Annotated in this window: 17 protein-coding genes; 11 read left to right on the forward strand and 6 right to left on the reverse strand. The window is 71.4% G+C overall.

Features of this window, described 5'->3' with window-relative positions; translation table 11 throughout:
* Positions 1-47: 47 nt before the first annotated feature.
* A complete protein-coding gene (locus tag O7553_RS04330; RefSeq protein WP_281555465.1) occupies positions 48-782 on the forward strand; it encodes an aldo/keto reductase in 735 nt (244 codons plus the stop codon).
* Between the two features lie 80 nt (positions 783-862).
* Here the strand turns inward: O7553_RS04330 and O7553_RS04335 are convergent, their stop codons facing one another.
* Both O7553_RS04335 and O7553_RS04340 read right to left on the reverse strand, forming a co-directional pair.
* Positions 863-2,017, reverse strand: a complete 1,155-nt coding sequence (locus O7553_RS04335) for a cellulose binding domain-containing protein (protein ID WP_281553578.1) — start codon at positions 2,015-2,017, stop codon at positions 863-865.
* 93 nt (positions 2,018-2,110) lie between these two features.
* A complete protein-coding gene (locus O7553_RS04340; protein WP_281553579.1) occupies positions 2,111-2,884 on the reverse strand; it encodes an IclR family transcriptional regulator in 774 nt (257 codons plus the stop codon).
* Positions 2,885-2,949: 65 nt separating this feature from the next.
* On the opposite strand from O7553_RS04340, the gene eda reads away from it, so the two are divergent.
* The 4 genes from eda to ctaD all read left to right on the forward strand — a co-directional run bounded on the left by eda (position 2,950) and on the right by ctaD (position 8,073).
* Positions 2,950-3,648 (forward strand): bifunctional 4-hydroxy-2-oxoglutarate aldolase/2-dehydro-3-deoxy-phosphogluconate aldolase, encoded by a 699-nt coding sequence (gene eda, locus O7553_RS04345; protein WP_281553580.1) that lies wholly within the window; start codon positions 2,950-2,952, stop codon positions 3,646-3,648.
* A gap of 77 nt (positions 3,649-3,725) precedes the next feature.
* Entirely contained in the window at positions 3,726-4,853 is a 1,128-nt protein-coding gene (locus O7553_RS04350) for a sugar kinase (protein ID WP_281553581.1), read from the forward strand.
* 177 nt (positions 4,854-5,030) lie between these two features.
* Entirely contained in the window at positions 5,031-6,146 is a 1,116-nt protein-coding gene (locus O7553_RS04355; protein ID WP_281553582.1) for an FAD-dependent monooxygenase, read from the forward strand.
* Between the two features lie 166 nt (positions 6,147-6,312).
* Positions 6,313-8,073 carry a cytochrome c oxidase subunit I gene (gene ctaD / locus O7553_RS04360; protein ID WP_281553583.1) on the forward strand — a complete coding sequence of 587 codons (1,761 nt, stop codon included), beginning with the start codon at positions 6,313-6,315 and terminating at the stop codon, positions 8,071-8,073.
* Positions 8,074-8,102: 29 nt separating this feature from the next.
* Here the strand turns inward: ctaD and O7553_RS04365 are convergent, their stop codons facing one another.
* The 4 genes from O7553_RS04365 to O7553_RS04380 form a co-directional block, all read right to left on the reverse strand.
* A complete protein-coding gene (locus O7553_RS04365) occupies positions 8,103-9,356 on the reverse strand; it encodes an MFS transporter (protein WP_281553584.1) in 1,254 nt (417 codons plus the stop codon).
* A 122-nt stretch (positions 9,357-9,478) separates the two neighbouring features.
* A complete protein-coding gene (locus tag O7553_RS04370; RefSeq protein WP_281553585.1) occupies positions 9,479-10,063 on the reverse strand; it encodes a nicotinamidase in 585 nt (194 codons plus the stop codon).
* Positions 10,064-10,131: 68 nt separating this feature from the next.
* Positions 10,132-11,421, reverse strand: coding sequence for a nicotinate phosphoribosyltransferase (locus O7553_RS04375; RefSeq protein WP_281553586.1), 1,290 nt, complete (start codon positions 11,419-11,421; stop codon positions 10,132-10,134).
* The gene (locus O7553_RS04380) at positions 11,418-14,099 is read right to left on the reverse strand and encodes a LuxR family transcriptional regulator (protein WP_281553587.1); all 2,682 of its coding nucleotides are present in this window, start codon (positions 14,097-14,099) and stop codon (positions 11,418-11,420) included. The genes O7553_RS04375 and O7553_RS04380 overlap by 4 nt, the downstream gene beginning before the upstream one ends.
* Before the next feature lie 271 nt (positions 14,100-14,370).
* Between O7553_RS04380 and O7553_RS04385 the strand changes: the two genes are divergently transcribed.
* The 6 genes from O7553_RS04385 to O7553_RS04410 all read left to right on the forward strand — a co-directional run bounded on the left by O7553_RS04385 (position 14,371) and on the right by O7553_RS04410 (position 18,604).
* Positions 14,371-15,807 carry a hypothetical protein gene (locus O7553_RS04385; protein ID WP_281553588.1) on the forward strand — a complete coding sequence of 479 codons (1,437 nt, stop codon included), beginning with the start codon at positions 14,371-14,373 and terminating at the stop codon, positions 15,805-15,807.
* A gap of 49 nt (positions 15,808-15,856) precedes the next feature.
* Positions 15,857-16,147: an ATP-dependent Clp protease adapter ClpS gene (gene clpS / locus O7553_RS04390; RefSeq protein WP_281553589.1), complete on the forward strand. Its 291-nt coding sequence runs from the start codon at positions 15,857-15,859 to the stop codon at positions 16,145-16,147.
* A complete protein-coding gene (locus O7553_RS04395) occupies positions 16,144-16,653 on the forward strand; it encodes a DUF2017 domain-containing protein (RefSeq protein WP_281553590.1) in 510 nt (169 codons plus the stop codon). The genes clpS and O7553_RS04395 overlap by 4 nt, the downstream gene beginning before the upstream one ends.
* Before the next feature lie 102 nt (positions 16,654-16,755).
* Positions 16,756-17,247, forward strand: coding sequence for a M67 family metallopeptidase (locus O7553_RS04400; RefSeq protein WP_278167444.1), 492 nt, complete (start codon positions 16,756-16,758; stop codon positions 17,245-17,247).
* Positions 17,248-17,307: 60 nt separating this feature from the next.
* On the forward strand, positions 17,308-17,628 hold the full coding sequence (locus O7553_RS04405; protein WP_281553591.1) for a MoaD/ThiS family protein: 321 nt from the start codon (positions 17,308-17,310) through the stop codon (positions 17,626-17,628).
* Between the two features lie 10 nt (positions 17,629-17,638).
* Positions 17,639-18,604, forward strand: a complete 966-nt coding sequence (locus tag O7553_RS04410) for a pyridoxal-phosphate dependent enzyme (RefSeq protein ID WP_281553592.1) — start codon at positions 17,639-17,641, stop codon at positions 18,602-18,604.
* Positions 18,605-18,729: the final 125 nt, after the last annotated feature.

The following is an 18,729-nucleotide window of genomic DNA, read 5'->3' on the forward strand; positions in this document are numbered from 1 at the left end:
CAACGCATGGTGAGCAACCTGTGGCAACCTTGCCGTCCGGGATCGGGATGCCGCTGCTCGGGTTCGGCACCTGGCAGGCGTCGGGCGACGCCGGGTACCGGGCGGTCCGAGCGGCATTGGACGCCGGCTACCGGCACGTCGACACCGCCACGATGTACGGCAACGAGGCCGAGGTCGGCCGGGCGATCAAGGACAGCGGAATCGCCCGGGACGAGATCTTCGTCACCACCAAGCTGCCACCCGATCGGGTCGGGCGGGAGGCGGAGACGCTGGCCGTGAGCCTGGCCGCGCTGGGCACCGAGTACGTCGACCTGTGGCTGATCCACTGGCCTCCGGCCGGCGGTGCCGGCGTGCCGACCTGGCGCGAGTTCGTCGCCCACCGGGACACCGGTGCGGTGCGGGCGATCGGTGTCTCCAACTACGGCCTCGACCAGATCGACGAGCTGACCGAGCGGACCGGGGTGGTGCCGGCGGTCAACCAGGTGCCGTGGGCGCCGGCGATGCACGATCCGCGTACGGTGGCCGAGCACCGTGACCGCGGGGTGGTGCTGGAGGGGTACAGCCCGTTCAAGAACACCGACCTCGACGACCCGGTGCTGGTGCGGGTCGCCGCGGCCCACCGGGTGAGCGCCGCCCAGGTGGTGCTGCGCTGGCACATCCAGCACGGCATCGTGGTGATTCCCAAGTCGGTCACTCCGGAGCGGATCCGCGGCAACGCCGACGTCTTCGGCTTCACCCTCTCCGCCGAGGAGATGGCCACAGTCGACGCCCTGCGCGACTGAGACCACGACACCCCGGGCGGTGCGGGCCGGCCGCGGAGGGGGCCTCACCCCCCGCCGAGGCCGGCCCCGGCGTTCGCGGATCAGCCGGTGGTGCAGGTGGTGCCGTTGAGGGCGAAGCTGCTCGGTGAGGAGTAGTTGCCGCTGTAGCTGGCCTGGTAACCGAACGAGGTGGTCGCCCCCGGCGCCAGCGTGCCGTTCCAGCCCACGTTCCGGGCGGTCACCGACGATCCGCTCTGGGTGACGGTGGCGTTCCACGAGTTGCCGACCGTCTGCCCGGCCGGCAGCTGGTAGGCCAACGTCCAACCGTTGATGGTGCCACCACCGGTGTTGGTGACGCGTACGTCGGCGGTGTAGCCGTTGTTCCAGGTGTTCGCCGTGTAGCTGACCCGGCACCCGCCACCACCGGGCGGCTGACTGGTCGGCGGGGCGGTGGTCGGCGGGGCGGTGGTCGGCGGGGCGGTGGTCGGCGGGGCGCCGCCGGTGGAGACCGAACCGGAAAAGGAGGTCACCCCGAGGCCGACGCCGCCGTTCCACGGCTCGAAGCCGGCCTGGACGCTGGTCAGGTACCAGGAGTTGGTGATTTGCCCTCGGGCCCGGACGTCGGCGATGAAGTCGAGCACGTTGAAGCTCCAACTGGTGATCGACGACGGGGCCAGGTAGGACACCACGTTGTTGGAACCGTTGCTGCCGGTCCAGACCTGCCAGTTGCGGCCGGCGACGGTGGCGTTGCCGACCGGCGAGCCGATCGGCTGGATGGAGCCCTGCCGGTGGAACCAGATCATGATCTCCATCTGGCTGACGCCGTTGGTGCGCGGGGTCGGGTCGAGCCAGATGTCGTACGAGGCGTTGTACGTCCCGTTACCGACGTACCGGTAGTTGATGCTGGTCGGCGCGTTGCTGATCCGGCTGACCTGGATCGGCAGGTTGGTGCCGGGAGAGCAGTTGGTGTAATGGCAGCCGTAGAAAATCGACGGGTACGACACCGGCGCGCCATTGGTCGGCGAGCTGCCCTGCTGCGAGGTCACCGAGAAGCCGGTGTCGGTCACGTTGATGCACTGTTCGGCGGTGGTGCCCCAGCGGTTGTTCTGCACCACGTAGCGGCCCTGAATGGTGGTGCTGCCGTATTGTTCGCAGATTCGCGTGTCGGCCTGGGCTGGTGTGGCGGCGACCACGGTGACGAGGCCGCCGGTGAGCAGCAGGACGGCTGCGGCGGCGGCGCGGATCGGACGTCGCATGGTTCTCCTTGTGTCCGTGGAGACGGCGGGTAGGAACCAACGTCGCGGGAGCGCTCCCATGATGGTAGATCACATCGACATGTATGAAAAGAATCAGCGGGAGATCAGCCCGCGGGCGGCGGCCACCTGGTCGGCGGCGGCCCGCAGTGCCTCGACCATCCGGGCCTCGCCGGCGGCGTCGATCCGGGTCGCTGGGACGGACAGGCTGATCGCGTCGGCGGCCGGCCGCCGCAGTGGCATCGCCATCGCCAGGCAGACGATCCCCTCAGCGTTCTCCTCCCGGTCGACGGCCCAGCCCTGGGCGCGGACCTCGGCCAGCGCGGCGTGCAGGGTGGCCGGGTCGGTGATGGTTCGCCGGGTCATCCGGCGCAACGGCCAGCTCAGCAGTTGGTCGACGACGTCGTCCGGATGTTCGGCGAGCAGCGCCTTGCCCAGTGCGGTGGCGTGCGCCGGCAGGTGTCGGCCGATCGCGCTGTACAGCCGCAGCGGGTGCACCGACTCGCGCTTGGCCAGGTAGACCACGTGCGGGCCGTCCAGCCGGCCGAGATGGACGGTCTCACCGAACTGCCCGGCCAGCGCGTCGAGCACGCCGTCCAGCAGGCTGACCGCGTTGTCGGCGGCCAGGTACGCCGCGCCCACCTGCAGCGCCCGTACGCCGAGGCCGAACCGGGTGCCGGTGGGATCGGTCTCCACCCAGCCACGGTGCATCATCGTGCGCAGAATTCCGTGCAGGCTGCTCTTCGGGATCTGCAGGACCCGTGTCAGTTCGCCGAGGGACCGGCGGTCAGGGGTGGCGGCCAGCGCCTCCAGCACCTCCAACGTCCGGCCGGCGGACTTCACCGGCTGGAAACCCTCCTGCGCCGCCATGGCGGTCACTCTAACCAGCGTCGCACCCGGTTGACAGCGATGTACCGCCGAGTATGGTCACGTACGTGACCGATGTTCATGATGCTGAACGTGAGTCGGCCGGTCGCGAGGCCGACCGGGGCGCGCACCACGGCGGCGACGTCGTCTCGGTGATTGGCGCGGGGCGGATTCTTCCGGTGGTCGTCCTGGCTGATCCGGCCGGCGCCGCGCCACTGGCCGAAGCGCTGCTCGCCGGCGGACTGCGTACCGCCGAAGTGACCTTCCGCACCCCGGCGGCGGCGGACGCCATCGCGGCGATGGCCGGGCACCCCGGCATGCTGGTCGGCGCCGGCACCGTACTCACCGTCGAGCAGGTGGACCGGGCCGTCGACGCCGGTGCCCGATTCGTGGTAAGCCCTGGCTTCGGACCCGCCGTCGTCCGTCGCTGCCAGGAGCTCGACCTGCCGGTTTTCCCCGGGGTGTCCAGCGCCACCGAGATTCAGATGGCCCTCGACGCCGGGCTGGACACGGTCAAGTTCTTCCCGGCCGAACAGCTCGGCGGGGTGGGCATGGTCTCGGCGCTCGCCGCGCCGTTCAGGTCGGTGCGGTTCATCCCGACCGGCGGGGTGAGCCCCGGCAACGTCGCGGACTACCTGGCCCACCCGGCGGTCCTCGCCGTCGGCGGCACCTGGATGGTCGCCCCCCGCCTACTCGACGCCGGCGACTGGGCCGAGGTGACCCGGTTGACCGCCGCCGCGGTCGCCGCCGCCCGCGCCGCCGACTGACCCGCCAGCCCGCGCCGCCGACTGACCCGCCCGACCTCGACCAGGACCGGTCCGACCTTTGACTGAGGAGTCGTGAGATGGCCGAACAGCACCCCGCCGACCGTGCCCCGCTGCACCCCCGGCCGGCCACCGAGTGCCGCTACGACCTTGTCTCGCTCGGCGAGGTCATGCTGCGGCTGGATCCGGGGGAGGGACGGGTGCGCACCGCCCGCAGCTTCCGGGCCTGGGAAGGCGGTGGCGAGTACAACGTCGCGCGGGGCCTGCGCCGCTGCTTCGGCCTGCGTACCGCAGTTGTCACCGCGTTCGCCGACAACGAGGTCGGTCGCCTGCTGGAGGATCTGGTGCTGCAGGGCGGCGTCGACACCGCGTACGTGCGCTGGCTGCCGTACGACGGGATCGGCCGGACCGTCCGCAACGGGCTCAACTTCACCGAGCGCGGCTTCGGGGTGCGCGGCGCGGTCGGCACCTCCGACCGGGGCAACAGCGCGGCCAGCCAGCTACGCCCCGACGACGTCGACTGGGACCACCTGTTCGGCACCCTCGGCGTGCGTTGGCTGCACACCGGCGGCATCTACGCGGCCCTGTCGCAGACCACACCGGACACGATCGAGGCGGCGATGACGGCCGCCCGCCGGCACGGCACGATCATCTCCTACGACCTGAACTACCGGCCCAGTCTCTGGAAGGCGGTCGGTGGACAGTCCCGGGCGCAGGAGGTCAACCGGCGGCTGGCCGGCTACGTCGACGTCATGATCGGCAACGAGGAGGACTTCACCGCGAGTCTCGGGTTCGCCGTACCGGACACCGATGAGCGCCTCACCGAACTGGAGGTCGCCAACTTCCAGCGGATGATCACCGAGGTGACCGGGGCGTACCCGAACTTCAAGGTGGTGGCGACGACGCTGCGTACGGTGCGTTCCGCGACGGTGAACGACTGGGGTGCGGTCGCCTGGTCGGCACCGACCGGTTTCGTGTCCGCCACCCACCGGCCGGGCCTGGAGATCCTGGACCGGGTCGGCGGCGGCGACAGCTTCGCGTCCGGCCTGGTCTACGGCCTGTTGGAGCTGGGCGACCTGGCGGTCGCGGTGGAGTACGGTGCCGCGCACGGAGCGCTGGCGATGACCACCCCCGGAGACACCTCGACGGCCAGCCTCAAAGAGGTGGCGGCGCTCGCCGGTGGCGGTGGGGCAAGGGTGCAGCGCTGAGGGTCCCGCCGGCACCGGTAAGCCGTTAAGATTTCCACCAATGGATGTTGCCTGGCGCCGTGGCGGGTGGCATTCGCGTGGAGCGAACAGGGTGGGATGGGCCTACCGCGGGCAGCGTTGCTGGCAGTAGTCTCTTGGCTTCAATGAGTGTCTATTCCCCCGGAGGCGGCGCGGACCATGGCTCAACCACCCGTGCGCGTGCTCATCGTCGGTGCCAGCGTCGCCGGGCTGGCCGTCGCCCGAGCACTGCGGCTGGCCGGCATTCGGCCCGAGCTGGTGGAGAAGCTGGCACCGACTGTCGTCGCCGGTGCCGGGATCTTCCTACCCGGCAATGCCATCCGCGCGCTGCGTGAGCTCGGGCTGGACAATCCGTTGCGTCCGCTCGGCGCGGTGATCCGGCGGCAGCGATTCCTCGACGCCACCGGAGCCGAGCTGTGCTCGGTCGATCTGGAACAGCTGTGGCAGGGGGTCGGGCAGTGCCGGGCGCTGCCCCGCGCGGACCTGCACCAGGTGCTGCTCACCGGCGCCGGCGGGGAGGTGCGGTACCACACCGAGGTGTGCGACGTGGAGGTCGGTGACGAGACCACCAAGGTCGCCTTCGGTGATGGCTCCTACGCCGAGTACGACCTGATCGTCGGCGCGGACGGGCGCCGGTCTGCGGTCCGTCGACTCGCCGAGATCGGCGGCGCGCCGCACCCGGTCGGCCAGATCGCCTATCGCAGCGTGGTCAGTGGCGGTCCGGAGATCACCGAGTGGACGGCACTGCTCGGGCAACGGTCCGGCATCGCGCTCGCCCCGATGGGCTACGGCCGGGTCTACCTCTACGCCGACGAGCCGTTGCCGGCCGGCTCCGCCCCGCCCGCCGACCCGTTGGTCCGGCTCCGCCAGCTCCTCGGCGACTACGGTGGGCCGGTGCGAGCGGTCCTCGACGCGGTGGAGAAGGTGCAGGTGGCCGTCACCGACGAGGTGGAGCTGAGCGGCTGGTCCCGGGGCAACGTGGTGCTCGTCGGGGACGCCGCCCACGCGACCGCGCCGACGCTGTCCCAAGGGGCGGCGATGGCGTTCGAGGACGCGCTGGTCCTGGCCGAGGAGCTGCGTGCCGCGCCGTCGGTCGTCGAGGCGCTCGCCAGGTACGAGAGCCGGCGTCGGCCGCGTACCCAGTGGGTCCTGGACCGGACCCGGGACCGGGACCGGACCCGCGACGTCGCCCCGGCCCTGCGCGACCCGGTGCTGCGCGCCAAGGGCGGCACGATCTTCCAGGAGCACTACCGGTTGCTCGTCGACCCGGTGTGACTCGACCCGGTGTGACTCGACCCGGTGTGAACCGCCCGGCGGCCCGCAGCCGTCCGGGCACCCGGCGTGCGGACCGGCGGTGAACGGGGACTATCCTGCCTGCGAGGCACGGCCAGCGGATCATCAACCCGGGCGCCGTGGGATTGACGAGAACCGGAGGCCATTCGTGACCACCGTCGCACCGAAGCCGATCGCCAGCCGGCCCTTCCCGGTCCGCAGGCCGGTCCGCGGCTCGGCCATGGCGCGGCTGCTGCGCACGACCGACGCGAAGCAGATCGGGATCATGTACATGATCACCGCCTTCGCGTTCTTCATGATCGGTGGCCTGATGGCCCTGATCATGCGTGCGGAGCTGGCCCAGCCGGGGATGCAGTTCCTCTCCCCGGAGCAGTACAACCAGCTGTTCACCATGCACGGCACGATCATGCTGTTGTTCTTCGCGACGCCGATCGTGTTCGCCTTCGCCAACTACGTTACGCCGATCCAGATCGGTGCGCCGGACGTTTCCTTTCCCCGGCTGAACAGCTTCGCCTACTGGCTGTACCTGTTCGGTGGCACCTTGGCGATGGGTGGCTTCCTCACCCCGGGCGGCGCCGCCGACTTCGGCTGGTTCGCGTACACCCCGCTGAGCAGCGTCGAACACTCCCCGGGCGTCGGCGCCAACATGTGGATCGTCGGACTGGCGATCTCCGGTCTGGGTACCATCCTCGGCGCGGTCAACATGATCACCACGATCCTGACCCTGCGCGCGCCGGGCATGACCATGTTCCGGATGCCGATCTTCACCTGGAACATCCTGGTCACCAGCCTCCTGGTGATCATGGTCTTCCCGCTGCTGGCCGCCGCGCTGTTCGCGCTCGCCGCCGACCGGATGCTCGGTGCCCACGTGTACGCGCCGGAGACCGGTGGGCCACTGCTGTGGCAGCACCTCTTCTGGTTCTTCGGCCACCCCGAGGTGTACATCGTCGCGCTGCCGTTCTTCGGTATCATCAGCGAGATCATCCCGGTCTTCGCCCGCAAGCCGATCTTCGGCTACAAGGGCCTGGTGGCCGCGACGATCGCGATCGCCGCGCTGTCGATGAGCGTCTGGGCGCACCACATGTTCGCCACCGGCGCGGTGCTGCTGCCCTTCTTCAGTTTCCTGAGCTTCCTGATCGCCGTGCCGACCGGCATGAAGTTCTTCAACTGGATCGGTACCCTGTGGCGGGGGCAGATCAGCTTCGAGACGCCGATGCTCTGGTCGATCGGCTTCCTGGTCACCTTCCTCTTCGGCGGGTTGTCGGGTGTGCTGCTGGCCAGCCCGCCGATTGACTTTCACGTCTCGGACTCGTACTTCGTCGTCGCCCACTTCCACTACGTGCTGTTCGGCACGATCGTGTTCGCGGTGTTCGCCGGCATCTATTTCTGGTTCCCGAAGTTCACCGGACGGATGCTCGACGAGCGGCTGGGCCGGGTGCACTTCTGGCTGACCTTCGTCGGCTTCCACACCACCTTCCTGGTGCAGCACTGGCTCGGTGCCGAAGGCTTCCCCCGCCGGTACGCCGACTACCAGGCGATCGACGGCTGGACCACGCTGAACATGATCTCCACGGTCGGCTCGTTCGTCACCGGCATCTCCACCCTGCCGTTCCTGTACAACGTGTGGAAGTCGTACAAGACCGGACCGCTGGTCGAGGTCGACGACCCGTGGGGGCACGGGAACTCGCTGGAGTGGGCGACCAGCTGCCCGCCGCCGCTACGCAACTTCGACCGGATGCCCCGGATTCGCTCTGAGCGGCCGGCGTTCGACCTCAAGTTCCCGGAGCTGGCCGCCGGACACCACTCGGTCGCCGGGCCACCGGAGGGCGGTGCCAAGCCGTTGACCAGCGAGTCGGACGGCGGCGCCACGTACCAGGAGGACACCGCCAGCAACGTCGACCGGCGCTGACCCACCGGCTGGCACTACCCACGATCGGTCTACGACGCGGCCCCGGGCGCATTCCGCCCGGGGCCGCGTCGTGCCTCTGGGAGCCCGTCACCGCAGGCCGGCACCCGGTCCAGCATCGCCCGGCGGCGCAACTGCATGGCGACCATCGGCAGTGCCAGCAGCAGCCCCGCCGCGCCGATTGCCACGAAACCCCACGTCGGCGTACTGGCGTCGATCACCGCACCGGTCAGCGGCGCCCCGACGGCCATGCCCACGGTCATTGCCGAACCATGCAGGCCCATCGCCTCGCCGCGTACCGCCGCCGGGGCCAGCCGGGCGACCGCGTCGGACGTGGCGGCGATCGTCGGCGCGCAGAGCAGCCCGGCCGGGGCCAAGGCCAGCCCCAGCGTCCACCAGTTCCCGGCCCCGAGCCCGACCGGGACCGTGGCGGCGGCCAGCGCGACCATCAACCCGACCGGCGGCACCGCACGCCGGGTCGCTCCGTAGGCGAACCCGCCAACCAGTGAGTAGGCCCCCCAGCCGGCGAGCACGACGCTGGTCCAGACCAACTGGTCGCTCTCCCGCAGCGCGGAGATCAACGCCACGTCGGTGCCACCGAGCACCAGCGTCGACGCCGTGCCGACCGCGAGGACCCCGAGCAACTGCGGGGTCAGCCAGTCCCGGCGGGTGATCCGGACGCCCGCTCGGTCAGCTTCCTCGTGCCGGGCGCGGATCGGCGGGTCGACGACGAACAGCGCCAGCCCGGCGGCGACCAGGCCGGCGCCGACCGCGACCATCGCGATCCGGGGGGAGACCGCGGTGGCGAGCAGCACCGCGAGGGCCGGGCCGACCATGAAGGAAAGCTCGACCGACATCGAATCCAGGGCGTACGCCGGACGGCGCTGTTCCGCCGGGACCAGTGCGGCCAGCGACTGCCGGATCACCGAGAACACCGGCAGGCTGAGCAGGCCGGCGACGACCGCCGCGACCAGCAACGCGGGGTACGGCAGCGCCTGCGCCACGGCCCAGAAGACGCCCTGGGCGGCGGCCGAGACGGCCAGCACCGGACGTAGTCCACGCCGGTCGACCAGCCGGCCCAGCACCGGTGCGCCGATCGCGGCCCCGACGGTCAACGCGGTACCGGCCAGACCAGCCGCGCCGTACCCCCGGCCCTGGTCCAGCACGACGTACAGGGTCAGCGCCACTCCGGCGGCGGTGTTCGGCATCCGGGCCAGCACCGACAGGGCGAGCAGCCGGGCCACACCGGGCAGCGCGAGCGCCTGCCGGTAAGGAGTCAGGTTCATCAGTCGGTGTTACCTCCGGCCGGCATCATGCCCGCCGGGTACGACGCCGGCCAGCCGATATCCGCGCCGGCCAGCCCGACCTGCGGTCCGGCCCCGGCCGGCGCGGTCAGGCCGGTGGCCGGTCAGGCCGGGCGCAGTACCGGGGAGCCGGTCAACGTCACCCCGGCGGCCCGCATCGCGTCCATCGCCACCTCGGTGGTGTCCCGGGCCACCCCGGCGGTCAGGTCGAGCAGTACGGTGGTGTCGAAGCCGGCCCGAGCGGCGTCCAGCGCGGTCGCCCGTACACAGTGGTCGGTGGCGATGCCGACCACATCGACCCCGGTGATCCCGCGTTCCCGCAGCCAGTCGGCCAGGCCGATGCCGTCGTCGCTGTGGCCCTCGAAGCCCGAGTACGCCGCCGCGTGCCGGCCCTTGCGGAAGACCGCCTCGATCCGGTCGACGGCCAGCCCGGGATGGAACTCCTCCCCGCCGGTGCCCACCACACAGTGCGCCGGCCAGGTGTCGACGAAGTCCGGCGGGTCGCCGAAGTGCGCGCCGGGATCGACGTGGTAGTCCTTGGTCGCCACCACGTGCCGCCACCGCCGCTGCGGCGCCTCGGCGACGCTCCGGGAGATCGCCGCCGCCACGTCGGTGCCGCCGCCCACCGCGAGCGAGCCGCCTTCGCAGAAGTCGTTCTGTACGTCAACGATGATCAGTGCCCGGTGCATGGTCGTCGTCCTCCTGCTGCTGGCTCCTGAACGGTCGGTCACCGGTCGCGCCGGTCGCGGCCCGGCGGTCACTGCTCGGCTGGCACGACGGTCACCGGGATGGTCGGGTCACCGGCGGACAGCTTCAGCCCTTCCCACGGTATCGAGATCAGGCAGTGGCGCAGGTGCTCACGGGACTCGGCGATGGTCGGCCGGGCCAGTGGCTCGCCTGCGGCGACAAAGGACCGTTGCAGCACCCGGTCGCCGTTGGACCGGTCCGGCACCCCCTGCGAGACGACGATCTCCTCGGTGGCGGTGCCGGTCGGCTTGTGCCGGCGTACCGCCACCTTGCGGCCCCCGACGGTGGCCTTGTTCTCGGAGCGCTTGACCACCGGCCGGCCGTCGACCTCGACCAGCTTGTAGACCAGCCGGGCGGTCGGCGCGCCGGAGCCGGTCACCACGGCGGTGCCGGCACCGTACATGTCGACCGGCTCGGCGGCGAGCGAGGCGATCGCGTACTCGTCGAGATCACCGGAGACTATGATCTTGGTCTCGGTGGCGCCGAGCGAGTCGAGCAGCTCCCGGGACTGTTGCGCCAGGACCGACAGGTCGCCGGAGTCGATCCGGATCGCTCGCAGGTCCGGCCCGGCGACCTCGATCGCGTTGCGGATGCCCTGGCTGATGCTGTAGGTGTCGACCAGCAGCGTGGTGTCCCGTCCGAGCGAGGCCACCTGGGACGCGAACGCGGCCCGTTCGTCGTCGTGCAACAGGGTGAACGCGTGCGCCGAGGTGCCCGCCGTCGGGATGCCGTACCGGGCACCCGCAGCCAGGTTGGACGTCGCCGCGAAACCTGCCAGGTACGCGGCCCGGGCAGCCGCCACCGCCGCCTCCTCGTGGGTGCGCCGCGAGCCCATCTCGATCACCGGTCGGCCACGGGCCGCGGTCACCGCCCGCGCCGCCGCCGCCGCGATCGCGCAGTCGTGGTTCAGCACCGACAGCACCAGAGTCTCCAGCAGGACGCACTCGGCGAACGTGCCGGAGACGGTGAGGATCGGCGAGTTCGGGAAGAACAACTCACCCTCGGCGTACCCGTCGACGTCCCCGGTGAACCGGTAGTCGGCCAGCCACTGTGCGGTGTCGGCGTCGACCACCGCACGGTCGCGCAGGTGGCGGATGGTCTGCGCATCGAAGCGGAAGTCCCGGATCAGGTCGACCAGCCGACCCGTGCCGGCGACCACACCGTACCGGCGACCGGTCGGCAGCCGCCGGGCGAAGACCTCGAACACACAGTGCCGGTGGGCGCTGCCGTCGGCCAACGCGGCGGCGAGCATGGTCAGCTCGTAGTGGTCGGTCAGCAGAGCGGGGCTGGAGCTGGTCACCCGGTTACTGTACGGCCGCCCGGCGGGTGCGGCCCGGCCCGGCCGGGCCCGGTGGCCCCCGGCTCGTCGGGCAGGGCGCGCAGCGCCTCGGTCAGCTCGGCACGCCCGGTCACGCCGAGCTTGCCGTACGCCCGTTGCAGGTGGTTCTCCACGGTGCGGGGCGACAGGAACAACCGTCGCGCGATCTCCCGGCTGGCCACGCCGGCCGCCGCCAGCTTCGCCACCTGGTGCTCCCGCTCGGTCAGGTTGGGCTGACCGGCCAGCAACGCCGGGGTACGCACGTCGACGCACTGGCCGAGCGACCGGCCCAGCAGCACGTTGGTCTGTCCGGTCACCGGCGACCGGGCCAGTCGCTGCCGGCGTACCGCCATCGCGGCCGACTCGGCGGCGAACAGGTGCAGCCCGAGGCCGGCGAAGCCGCTGGCGGCGCGCAGCAGGGCACCGTACGGTCCGTTGGCGGCGCCCTGCGCCTGGCGCAGGACCAGCGGCGGCAGCGGCCCCTCGACCACCTTGGCGAGCTCGGTCAGCCGGTCCACCGCCAGGTCGGCCCGGTCCAGCCGGACCAGGTCGTGCAGCACCATCACCTCGTGGCCGGCGAGCCCGTCGGTCCGCAGCCGGTCCGCCAGCTCCCGCAGCATCTCCACTGCGCCGGTGACGTCTCCCTCGGCGACCGTCACCCAGCAGCGCGCCTGCTCCCGCCACGGATACAGGATCGCCATCCCGGGCGTCTGCGCCCGGTCCGAGTCGGCCATCGCTGCGGCGGCCTGGGCCGCCTCGCCACGCAGGGCAGCCGCGTGTGCGCGCTCGGCGTGGGCCAGCCCGGCGTACACCCGGCCGGTGGCCAGCGTCGCGCACGCCTGCAGGCTGTGTCGCAGCGCGTCGTCGAGCCGGCCGCGCAGCCGGGCGGCCTGCGCGCGGACCACCGACAGGTAGCCGGACCCGAGCCGGAAGTCGCCGGCGTCGGCCAGGTCAGCGAACTCCTCGGCGACGATCGCCTCGATCCCGGGCAGGTCGCCGGCGAGCACCAGCCGGGTGCCGCGGCCGAGCTCCAGCGCCAGCTGAAGGTAGGGAAGTTCGGTACGCCAGTGCGCAGCGTCGGCCTCGACCCGGGCGATGGCCCGGCCGCTGCCGGTCAGGTCGCCCTGCGCGGCCTGCAGGTGGGCAATGGTGCACTGGGCCAGCCCGTGGGCGGCGTGACTGGCCGCCGGCCGGTCGAGTACGGCGCGGGCCAGCCGCAGCGCGGCGTCACACTCCAGCCGGTGCAACCGCATGATCGCCTCGAACGAGTCGACCCGGACCCGGTCGGCCGGGTCGGTCAGCTCGCGGGCACCGGCCGACAGGTCCTCCAGCGTCGACTCGTTACCGAGCCCCCAGTAGGCGACCAGCCCGAGCACCATCAACCAGCGACTGCGTCGTTCGTCGGTGGTGACCTCGTCGCGGACCGCCTCGATGGTGGCCAGGGCCCGCTCGGGCTCGTCGCGGAACATCAGGATGGTCGCCCTCAGCTCGGCGGCGTCGAACCCACCGCCGACGTCGAACGCCCGGGCGGCCAGCCGGTCGGCCAGTGGGATGTCGTACCCGGTGAACGCCCGGCCGGCCGCGTCGAGCAGCACCGCCGGGTCGTCGGCGGTGTTCGACTCGAGTCGCCAGACGGCGACCCTCAGCAGGTCCTCCCGGCGCCGTGCCCCGGCCTGCTCCACGAGCGAGGCGAGCTGCGCCTGCAGCCGCTGCGCCCGGGTGACCGGGCACCGGCGGCGCACCACCTCGCCGTACAGCGGATGGGCCATGTGCACGTCCTGCCGGCGGTCGTCGATGTCGACCCGGATCAGCCCGCGTTCCTCGGCGGCCTCCACGTCGGCGTGCCGGCTGGTCCGCAGCAGCAGTCGCAGCCCGATCGGCTGGCCGAACGCCACCAGCTCGACGACACCGCGAACCGGCGGGCTGAGCTGGCCGATCCGGGTGTCGATCAGGTCGGTCAGGCTCGGTGCCAGCTCCAGCCGGCCGGTCCACCGCCACACCCCGTACGTCTGGGTCAGCTCCTGCCCGGACTGGGCCGCGATGACGAGCTCCCGCAGCAGCAGTGGGTTTCCTTCGGACAGCCGCCACAGCCGTTCGGCCGATGTGGGATCCAGCGGCCCACCGAGCAGCTCCATCAGCAGGCCGGTGCTGTCGACGACGTCCAGCGGCGACAACTCGTCGTGCACCACGAGATCGTCAGCCCACAGTGCCCGGATCGGCAGCGGCACTGGCTCACCGCTGCGGAGCGTACCCAGCACAGTGGCCTGACCGGAGCGGGCGATCAGGTTCGTCACCGCCGCCGACGAGGGATCGAGCAGATGCGCATCGTCGATGGCGAGCACGATAGGCCGGCCGGCGGCCCGTTGCCGCAGCGACTCGACGGCCCAACGCAGCAGCGCCGACGGGGACAACCCGGGTGGCTGGTCCGCCGGGAGGACCTGGGCGAGGCCGGCGAACGGCAGGCCGGCGGCGCTGACGCTGCCCGAGGCGGACCAGACCGCGTAGGTATCGGTCGGCAGTCGACTGACGACTTCCCGGAGCAGCCGGCTCTTGCCGATTCCGGCGGAGCCACTGAGGATCAGGCCGCGACCGCCGTCGGTGGCTGCGGCGAACAGCCGGTCGAGCTCTTCGGACCGTCCCACGAAGCTCCACAGGCCCATGGCAGGGGAGCATATAGAACAGTTGCCGAGGGGGAAGGGCGCGGCCGGTTCGCAGTTGAGTATGAAGTGTTCGATCAGTTGAGTAACGGTGGTCGTCACTGCGTAAGTGATTGTGCACGTAGCGTCGGTGTACTGGTATTTCGTGGCGATGACGCCCGAAGGAGCTCAGCTTGTGGAGTCTGTGACAGTACCGTCGAATCGCCTGGCTATCCGCTCCGCTGCCCGCGTGCCCCGGCAGCGCAGGCGGCCGCGCCGCCCGGGTGACCTGGCCGTGGACCTGCCGATGGCCGCCCCGGTGCCATCGCCGTCCCCGGCTGACGAACCGGTCGCGGCCGTCGTGGTCGGAGCCGCCGCCAACAGCCGCCGGGCCGTGCTGACCGCGTTTCTCGACGGTGAATCGTCGCCGGACCTCCGGCCGCCCGAGAGTTTCCTGGTCATCCGGCACGGGACGGTCGAGCGGACCGCGGCATACCTGCCGGGCTGGTCGCAGCCGTGGATCGTCCCGGCGCGGTCGGCGCGGTCCGGTGCCGGGCTTGCCCTGCCCCGTCCACCGCGCAGGGTCGAGGTGAGCCGGCCGGACGCCTCGCTGCGCCGGCTCAGCCTGGTCGATTCGCCCGACCTGGAGACGCTCCGGTCGGCCGGCGCGACGGTGCTGCTCGACGCTGCGGTACGCGGCGGCGCGCTGGTTTTCGTGGTTGGTGCCGGGCCGCCGCCCGGGCAGGTCGAACACGAACTGCTGCGCCGGGCGCTGCGCGCCGGTGTCGCGGTGTTCGTTGCCATCACCGCGGCCGGCGTGCAGAGCGCGGGCGAGTCGTTCCAGCGGGCGGCGCTGCTGGCCGCCGTACCCGAGCTGGAACAGGCACCCTGGCATTCGGTCGACGCGGCAACCGGCGACGCGGCCTTTCTCCGCCGGGAGGTGACCGACTGGGCCGCCCGGGAGGCGCTGCACCGGGCCGGAGCCGGTCTGGCCGATCAGTTGGCGTACGACGAGCCGCCGCCGCTGCCGCCCGGTGGGCCGGCAGCCGACTGGTCCGAGCAGCTGGACCGGGTGGTGCGACGGATCGGCCAGCGGGTGCGGCACACCCTGGCGATCGAGTTGGCCAATCTGCACGTGGCCGCGGTACGCGAGCTGCTGTTCGGCAATGGACCGGCCGGGATACCCGGCTTCCTGGACCGCGAGTTCCTGGCCCTGTCGTTGCATGCCGGCGCGGCCTGCGCCGTCGGCGTGGACGACGCGGTGGACGAGGTGGTCGAGCAGGTGTTCGGGGTCGATCCGGCGCAGCGGCTCGGTCCGCTGCTGCGTGAGCAGCTCCGCCGCCGGGTGCTCGGGGATCCACCCACGGCGGTCGCGGAAGGACTTCTGACGACCGCTGCGGGCCAGTGCGAGCCGGTCCCGTCCACCGCAGCCGGGCCGTCCCCCGTCACCGGGCCGTCCCCCGTGGTGGTGGACGTCTTCGCGGGGTACCCGGCGCAGCGGTCCCGGTGCACCGTGCCGCCGATCGGCGTCGCGCTCGCCGCCGACTGCTGGCATCCGCGCGGTGGGCCGACCGGGATGGCACCGGACCAGGCCCGGTCCTGGATCCAGCAGGCGCTGCGGGCGGTGGAGATCGCGCTGTCCCAGGAGATCGCGTTGCGGTTCGCCGCGGTACGGCGTGGCCTGGCCAACCTGCTGGCTGATGCGATCGACAGTGGCGACGCGCCGGGCTGACCGTGGTGGGCGTTGTCCGCCCCGGCCCCGCCGGTGGCACGATGGGGGAATGGCGGCTCTCCAGGTTGCTCCGGTCGAGACGCCGGACATGGTCGAGATGCCAGGTGACGAACGCCTGTGGGTGACCATCGTCTGGGACGATCCGGTCAACCTGATGACGTACGTGACCTGGGTTTTTCAGAAGCTGTTCGGGTACAGCCAGGCCAAGGCCGAGGAGTTGATGCTCGACGTGCACAACAAGGGCCGGGCGGTGGTGTCCAGCGGGCCCCGTGAGCGGATGGAGCTCGACGCGTCCCGGCTGCACGCCTACGGGCTCTGGGCGACGGTCGATCGGGCATGAGCATGTTTCGGCGCCGCAACGGGCGCATCGTCGCGGTCTTCTCACCCGATGAGGTACGGGTGCTGCGTAAGGTCGCCGGTGAGGTGGTGGGTTTGCTCACCGACGGATTCGAACGGGACGACCCGGTGGTCGACCGGCTCTTTCCGGACACCTACCGGGACGATCCGGCGAGCTCGGCGGAGCTGCGGCGGTACACCGAGAGCGACCTCAAGACGGCAAAGATCGACCAGGCGGGCGCGGTGCTCGCCGCGTTGCCGGCCGACGCCGACGACACGGGCGCGGAGGTCCGCCTGGACGGCGAGGCGGCCGAGGCGTGGCTGCGCGCGATCAACGACGCCCGGCTGGCGATGGGCGTCCGGTTGCAGGTGCGGGCCGACACCGATCTCGGCGCCGAGCTGGCGGCGGCCGAGCGGGACGACCCGTCGTCGAGCCGGCTGTTCCAGCTGTCGGTCTACGCCTATCTGGGCTATTTGCAGGAGTCCCTGCTCGGCGCGTTGCTCGACTAGCGCCGAGCAACGCGCCGACCAGTGTCGAGCAGTGTCGAGCAGCGTGACGACCGCCACGGGCCGGCCGGGCCGGAGAAGCGGAGAAGGCGGTAGGCTGGAGTCGTGCTGAGCATCGACCGGTCGATCATCGACGCGATCGTCGCCCATGCCCGCCGGGACCACCCCGACGAGGCGTGCGGCGTCGTCGCCGGACCGGCCGGCTCGGACACGCCGACCCGGCACATCCCGATGCAGAACGCGGCCCGCTCGATGACGTTCTACGAGTTCGACTCGATGGAGCAGTTGCATCTGTGGCGGGAGATGGACGACCGGGACGAGGAGCCGGTGGTGATCTACCACTCGCACACCGCGACCGAGGCGTACCCGTCCCGCACCGACGCGGCGATCGCCGGCTGGCCCGAGGCCCACTACCTGCTGGTCTCCACCCGTGACCCGGAGGTCACCGAGATCCGGTCGTTCCGCATCGTGGACGAGGTGGTGACCGAGGAGCCGGTCAATCTCATTGACGCCGGTGTCGACCCGCACGCGGTGCAGTCGTACCTGTTCGGGCAGACCCCGACCACGGTCGACTACGAGTGTTCGTCCGGCCGCTGACCCTGGCGCCGTACCGCACCGCAGTCTGGTCCGACCTACCGTTGCAATAGGAGCACGTCAATGTCTATCGAAGTTCGCGTCCCCACCATCCTGCGCAGCTACACCGGCGGCGCCAAGGTCGTCGAAGGCAACGGGGACACCCTCGCCGCCCTGCTGGACGACCTCGACGCCAAGCACTCCGGCCTGCGTGGCCGGCTGATCACCGACGAGGGCAACCTGCACCGGTTCGTCAACATCTACGTCAACGACGAGGACGTCCGGTTCCTCGGTGCGCTCGAGGCCAAGGTCGCCGACGGGGACACCGTGACGATCCTGCCCGCGGTGGCCGGCGGCGCGGGCGACGTCGTCGCCTTGGCCGCCGCCAACACCGTCAGCGGCTGAGCGGCCCGCCATGACGCGCTACGACAGCCTGCTCGACGCGTGTGGCGGCACCCCGCTGGTCGGCCTGCCCCGGCTCTCCCCGGTGGTGCCCGACGGGGCACCACCGGTACGGCTGTGGGCCAAGCTGGAGGACCGCAACCCGACCGGCAGTGTCAAGGACCGGGCGGCCATGTTCATGGTCCGCGCCGCCGAACGGGCCGGGCGGCTCCGGCCCGGCGACACCATCCTCGAACCGACCAGCGGCAACACCGGCATCTCACTCGCCATGGTGGCGAAGCTGCGCGGCTACCGGCTGGTCTGCGTCATGCCGGAGAACGTCTCCGCCGAACGGGTCCAACTGCTCCGGATGTACGGCGCCGAGATCATCTTCTCGCCGGCCGCCGGCGGCTCCAACCAGGCGGTGGCCACGGCCAAGCAGATCGCCGCCGAGCACCCCGACTGGGTGATGCTCTACCAGTACGGCAACAGCGGCAACGCCCAGGCCCACTACGAGACGACCGGGCCGGAGCTGCTGCGCGACCTGCCCACGGTCACCCACTTCGTCGCCGGGCTCGGCACCACCGGCACCCTGATGGGCACCGGGCGCTACCTGCGGGAGAAGGTCGACGGCATCGAGGTGGTCGCCGCCGAGCCCCGCTACGGCGAGCTGGTGTACGGGTTACGCAACATCGACGAGGGCTACGTGCCGGAGCTGTACGACGCGAACGTGCTCACCCGGCGGTTCTCGGTGGGTACCCGCGACGCGGTGCTGCGGACCCGGCAGTTGGTCGAGGTGGAAGGGCTCTTCGTCGGCTTCTCGACCGGTGCCGTACTGCACGCCGCGCTCGCCGTCGCGCACGAGGCGGTCAAGGCCGGCCGCCGTGCCGACGTGGCGTTCCTGGTCGCCGACGGCGGCTGGAAGTACCTCTCCACCGGTGCGTACGGCGGCACGCTGTCCGACGCCGAGGAAGCGTTGGATGGTCAGCTCTGGGCCTGAGCCACACCGGTCGGCATGGTCTGTGGCCTGGTGCTCCGGTGCAAATGATTGGTTGCGCTATGGGCGATCCTGGGGCGGGTTGTCGAAGTCGCTCCAGTTGTTCGCGCTTCGGTGTCACGTTGACG

This window comes from Solwaraspora sp. WMMA2059 (assembly GCF_027497315.1).
Classification (GTDB): Bacteria; Actinomycetota; Actinomycetes; order Mycobacteriales; family Micromonosporaceae; genus Micromonospora_E.

What these genes read in the sequence shown, in the direction of transcription:
- O7553_RS04330 (WP_281555465.1), top strand. Translation starts at nt 48, where the DNA reads ATGCCGCTGCTCGGGTTCGGCACCTGGCAGGCGTCGGGCGACGCCGGG.
- O7553_RS04335 (WP_281553578.1), bottom strand. Translation starts at nt 2,017, where the DNA reads ATGCGACGTCCGATCCGCGCCGCCGCCGCAGCCGTCCTGCTGCTCACC.
- O7553_RS04340 (WP_281553579.1), bottom strand. Translation starts at nt 2,884, where the DNA reads ATGGCGGCGCAGGAGGGTTTCCAGCCGGTGAAGTCCGCCGGCCGGACG.
- O7553_RS04350 (WP_281553581.1), top strand. Translation starts at nt 3,726, where the DNA reads ATGGCCGAACAGCACCCCGCCGACCGTGCCCCGCTGCACCCCCGGCCG.
- O7553_RS04355 (WP_281553582.1), top strand. Translation starts at nt 5,031, where the DNA reads ATGGCTCAACCACCCGTGCGCGTGCTCATCGTCGGTGCCAGCGTCGCC.
- O7553_RS04365 (WP_281553584.1), bottom strand. Translation starts at nt 9,356, where the DNA reads ATGAACCTGACTCCTTACCGGCAGGCGCTCGCGCTGCCCGGTGTGGCC.
- O7553_RS04370 (WP_281553585.1), bottom strand. Translation starts at nt 10,063, where the DNA reads ATGCACCGGGCACTGATCATCGTTGACGTACAGAACGACTTCTGCGAA.
- O7553_RS04380 (WP_281553587.1), bottom strand. Translation starts at nt 14,099, where the DNA reads ATGGGCCTGTGGAGCTTCGTGGGACGGTCCGAAGAGCTCGACCGGCTG.
- clpS (WP_281553589.1), top strand. Translation starts at nt 15,857, where the DNA reads ATGGCGGCTCTCCAGGTTGCTCCGGTCGAGACGCCGGACATGGTCGAG.
- O7553_RS04395 (WP_281553590.1), top strand. Translation starts at nt 16,144, where the DNA reads ATGAGCATGTTTCGGCGCCGCAACGGGCGCATCGTCGCGGTCTTCTCA.
- O7553_RS04405 (WP_281553591.1), top strand. Translation starts at nt 17,308, where the DNA reads ATGTCTATCGAAGTTCGCGTCCCCACCATCCTGCGCAGCTACACCGGC.
- O7553_RS04410 (WP_281553592.1), top strand. Translation starts at nt 17,639, where the DNA reads ATGACGCGCTACGACAGCCTGCTCGACGCGTGTGGCGGCACCCCGCTG.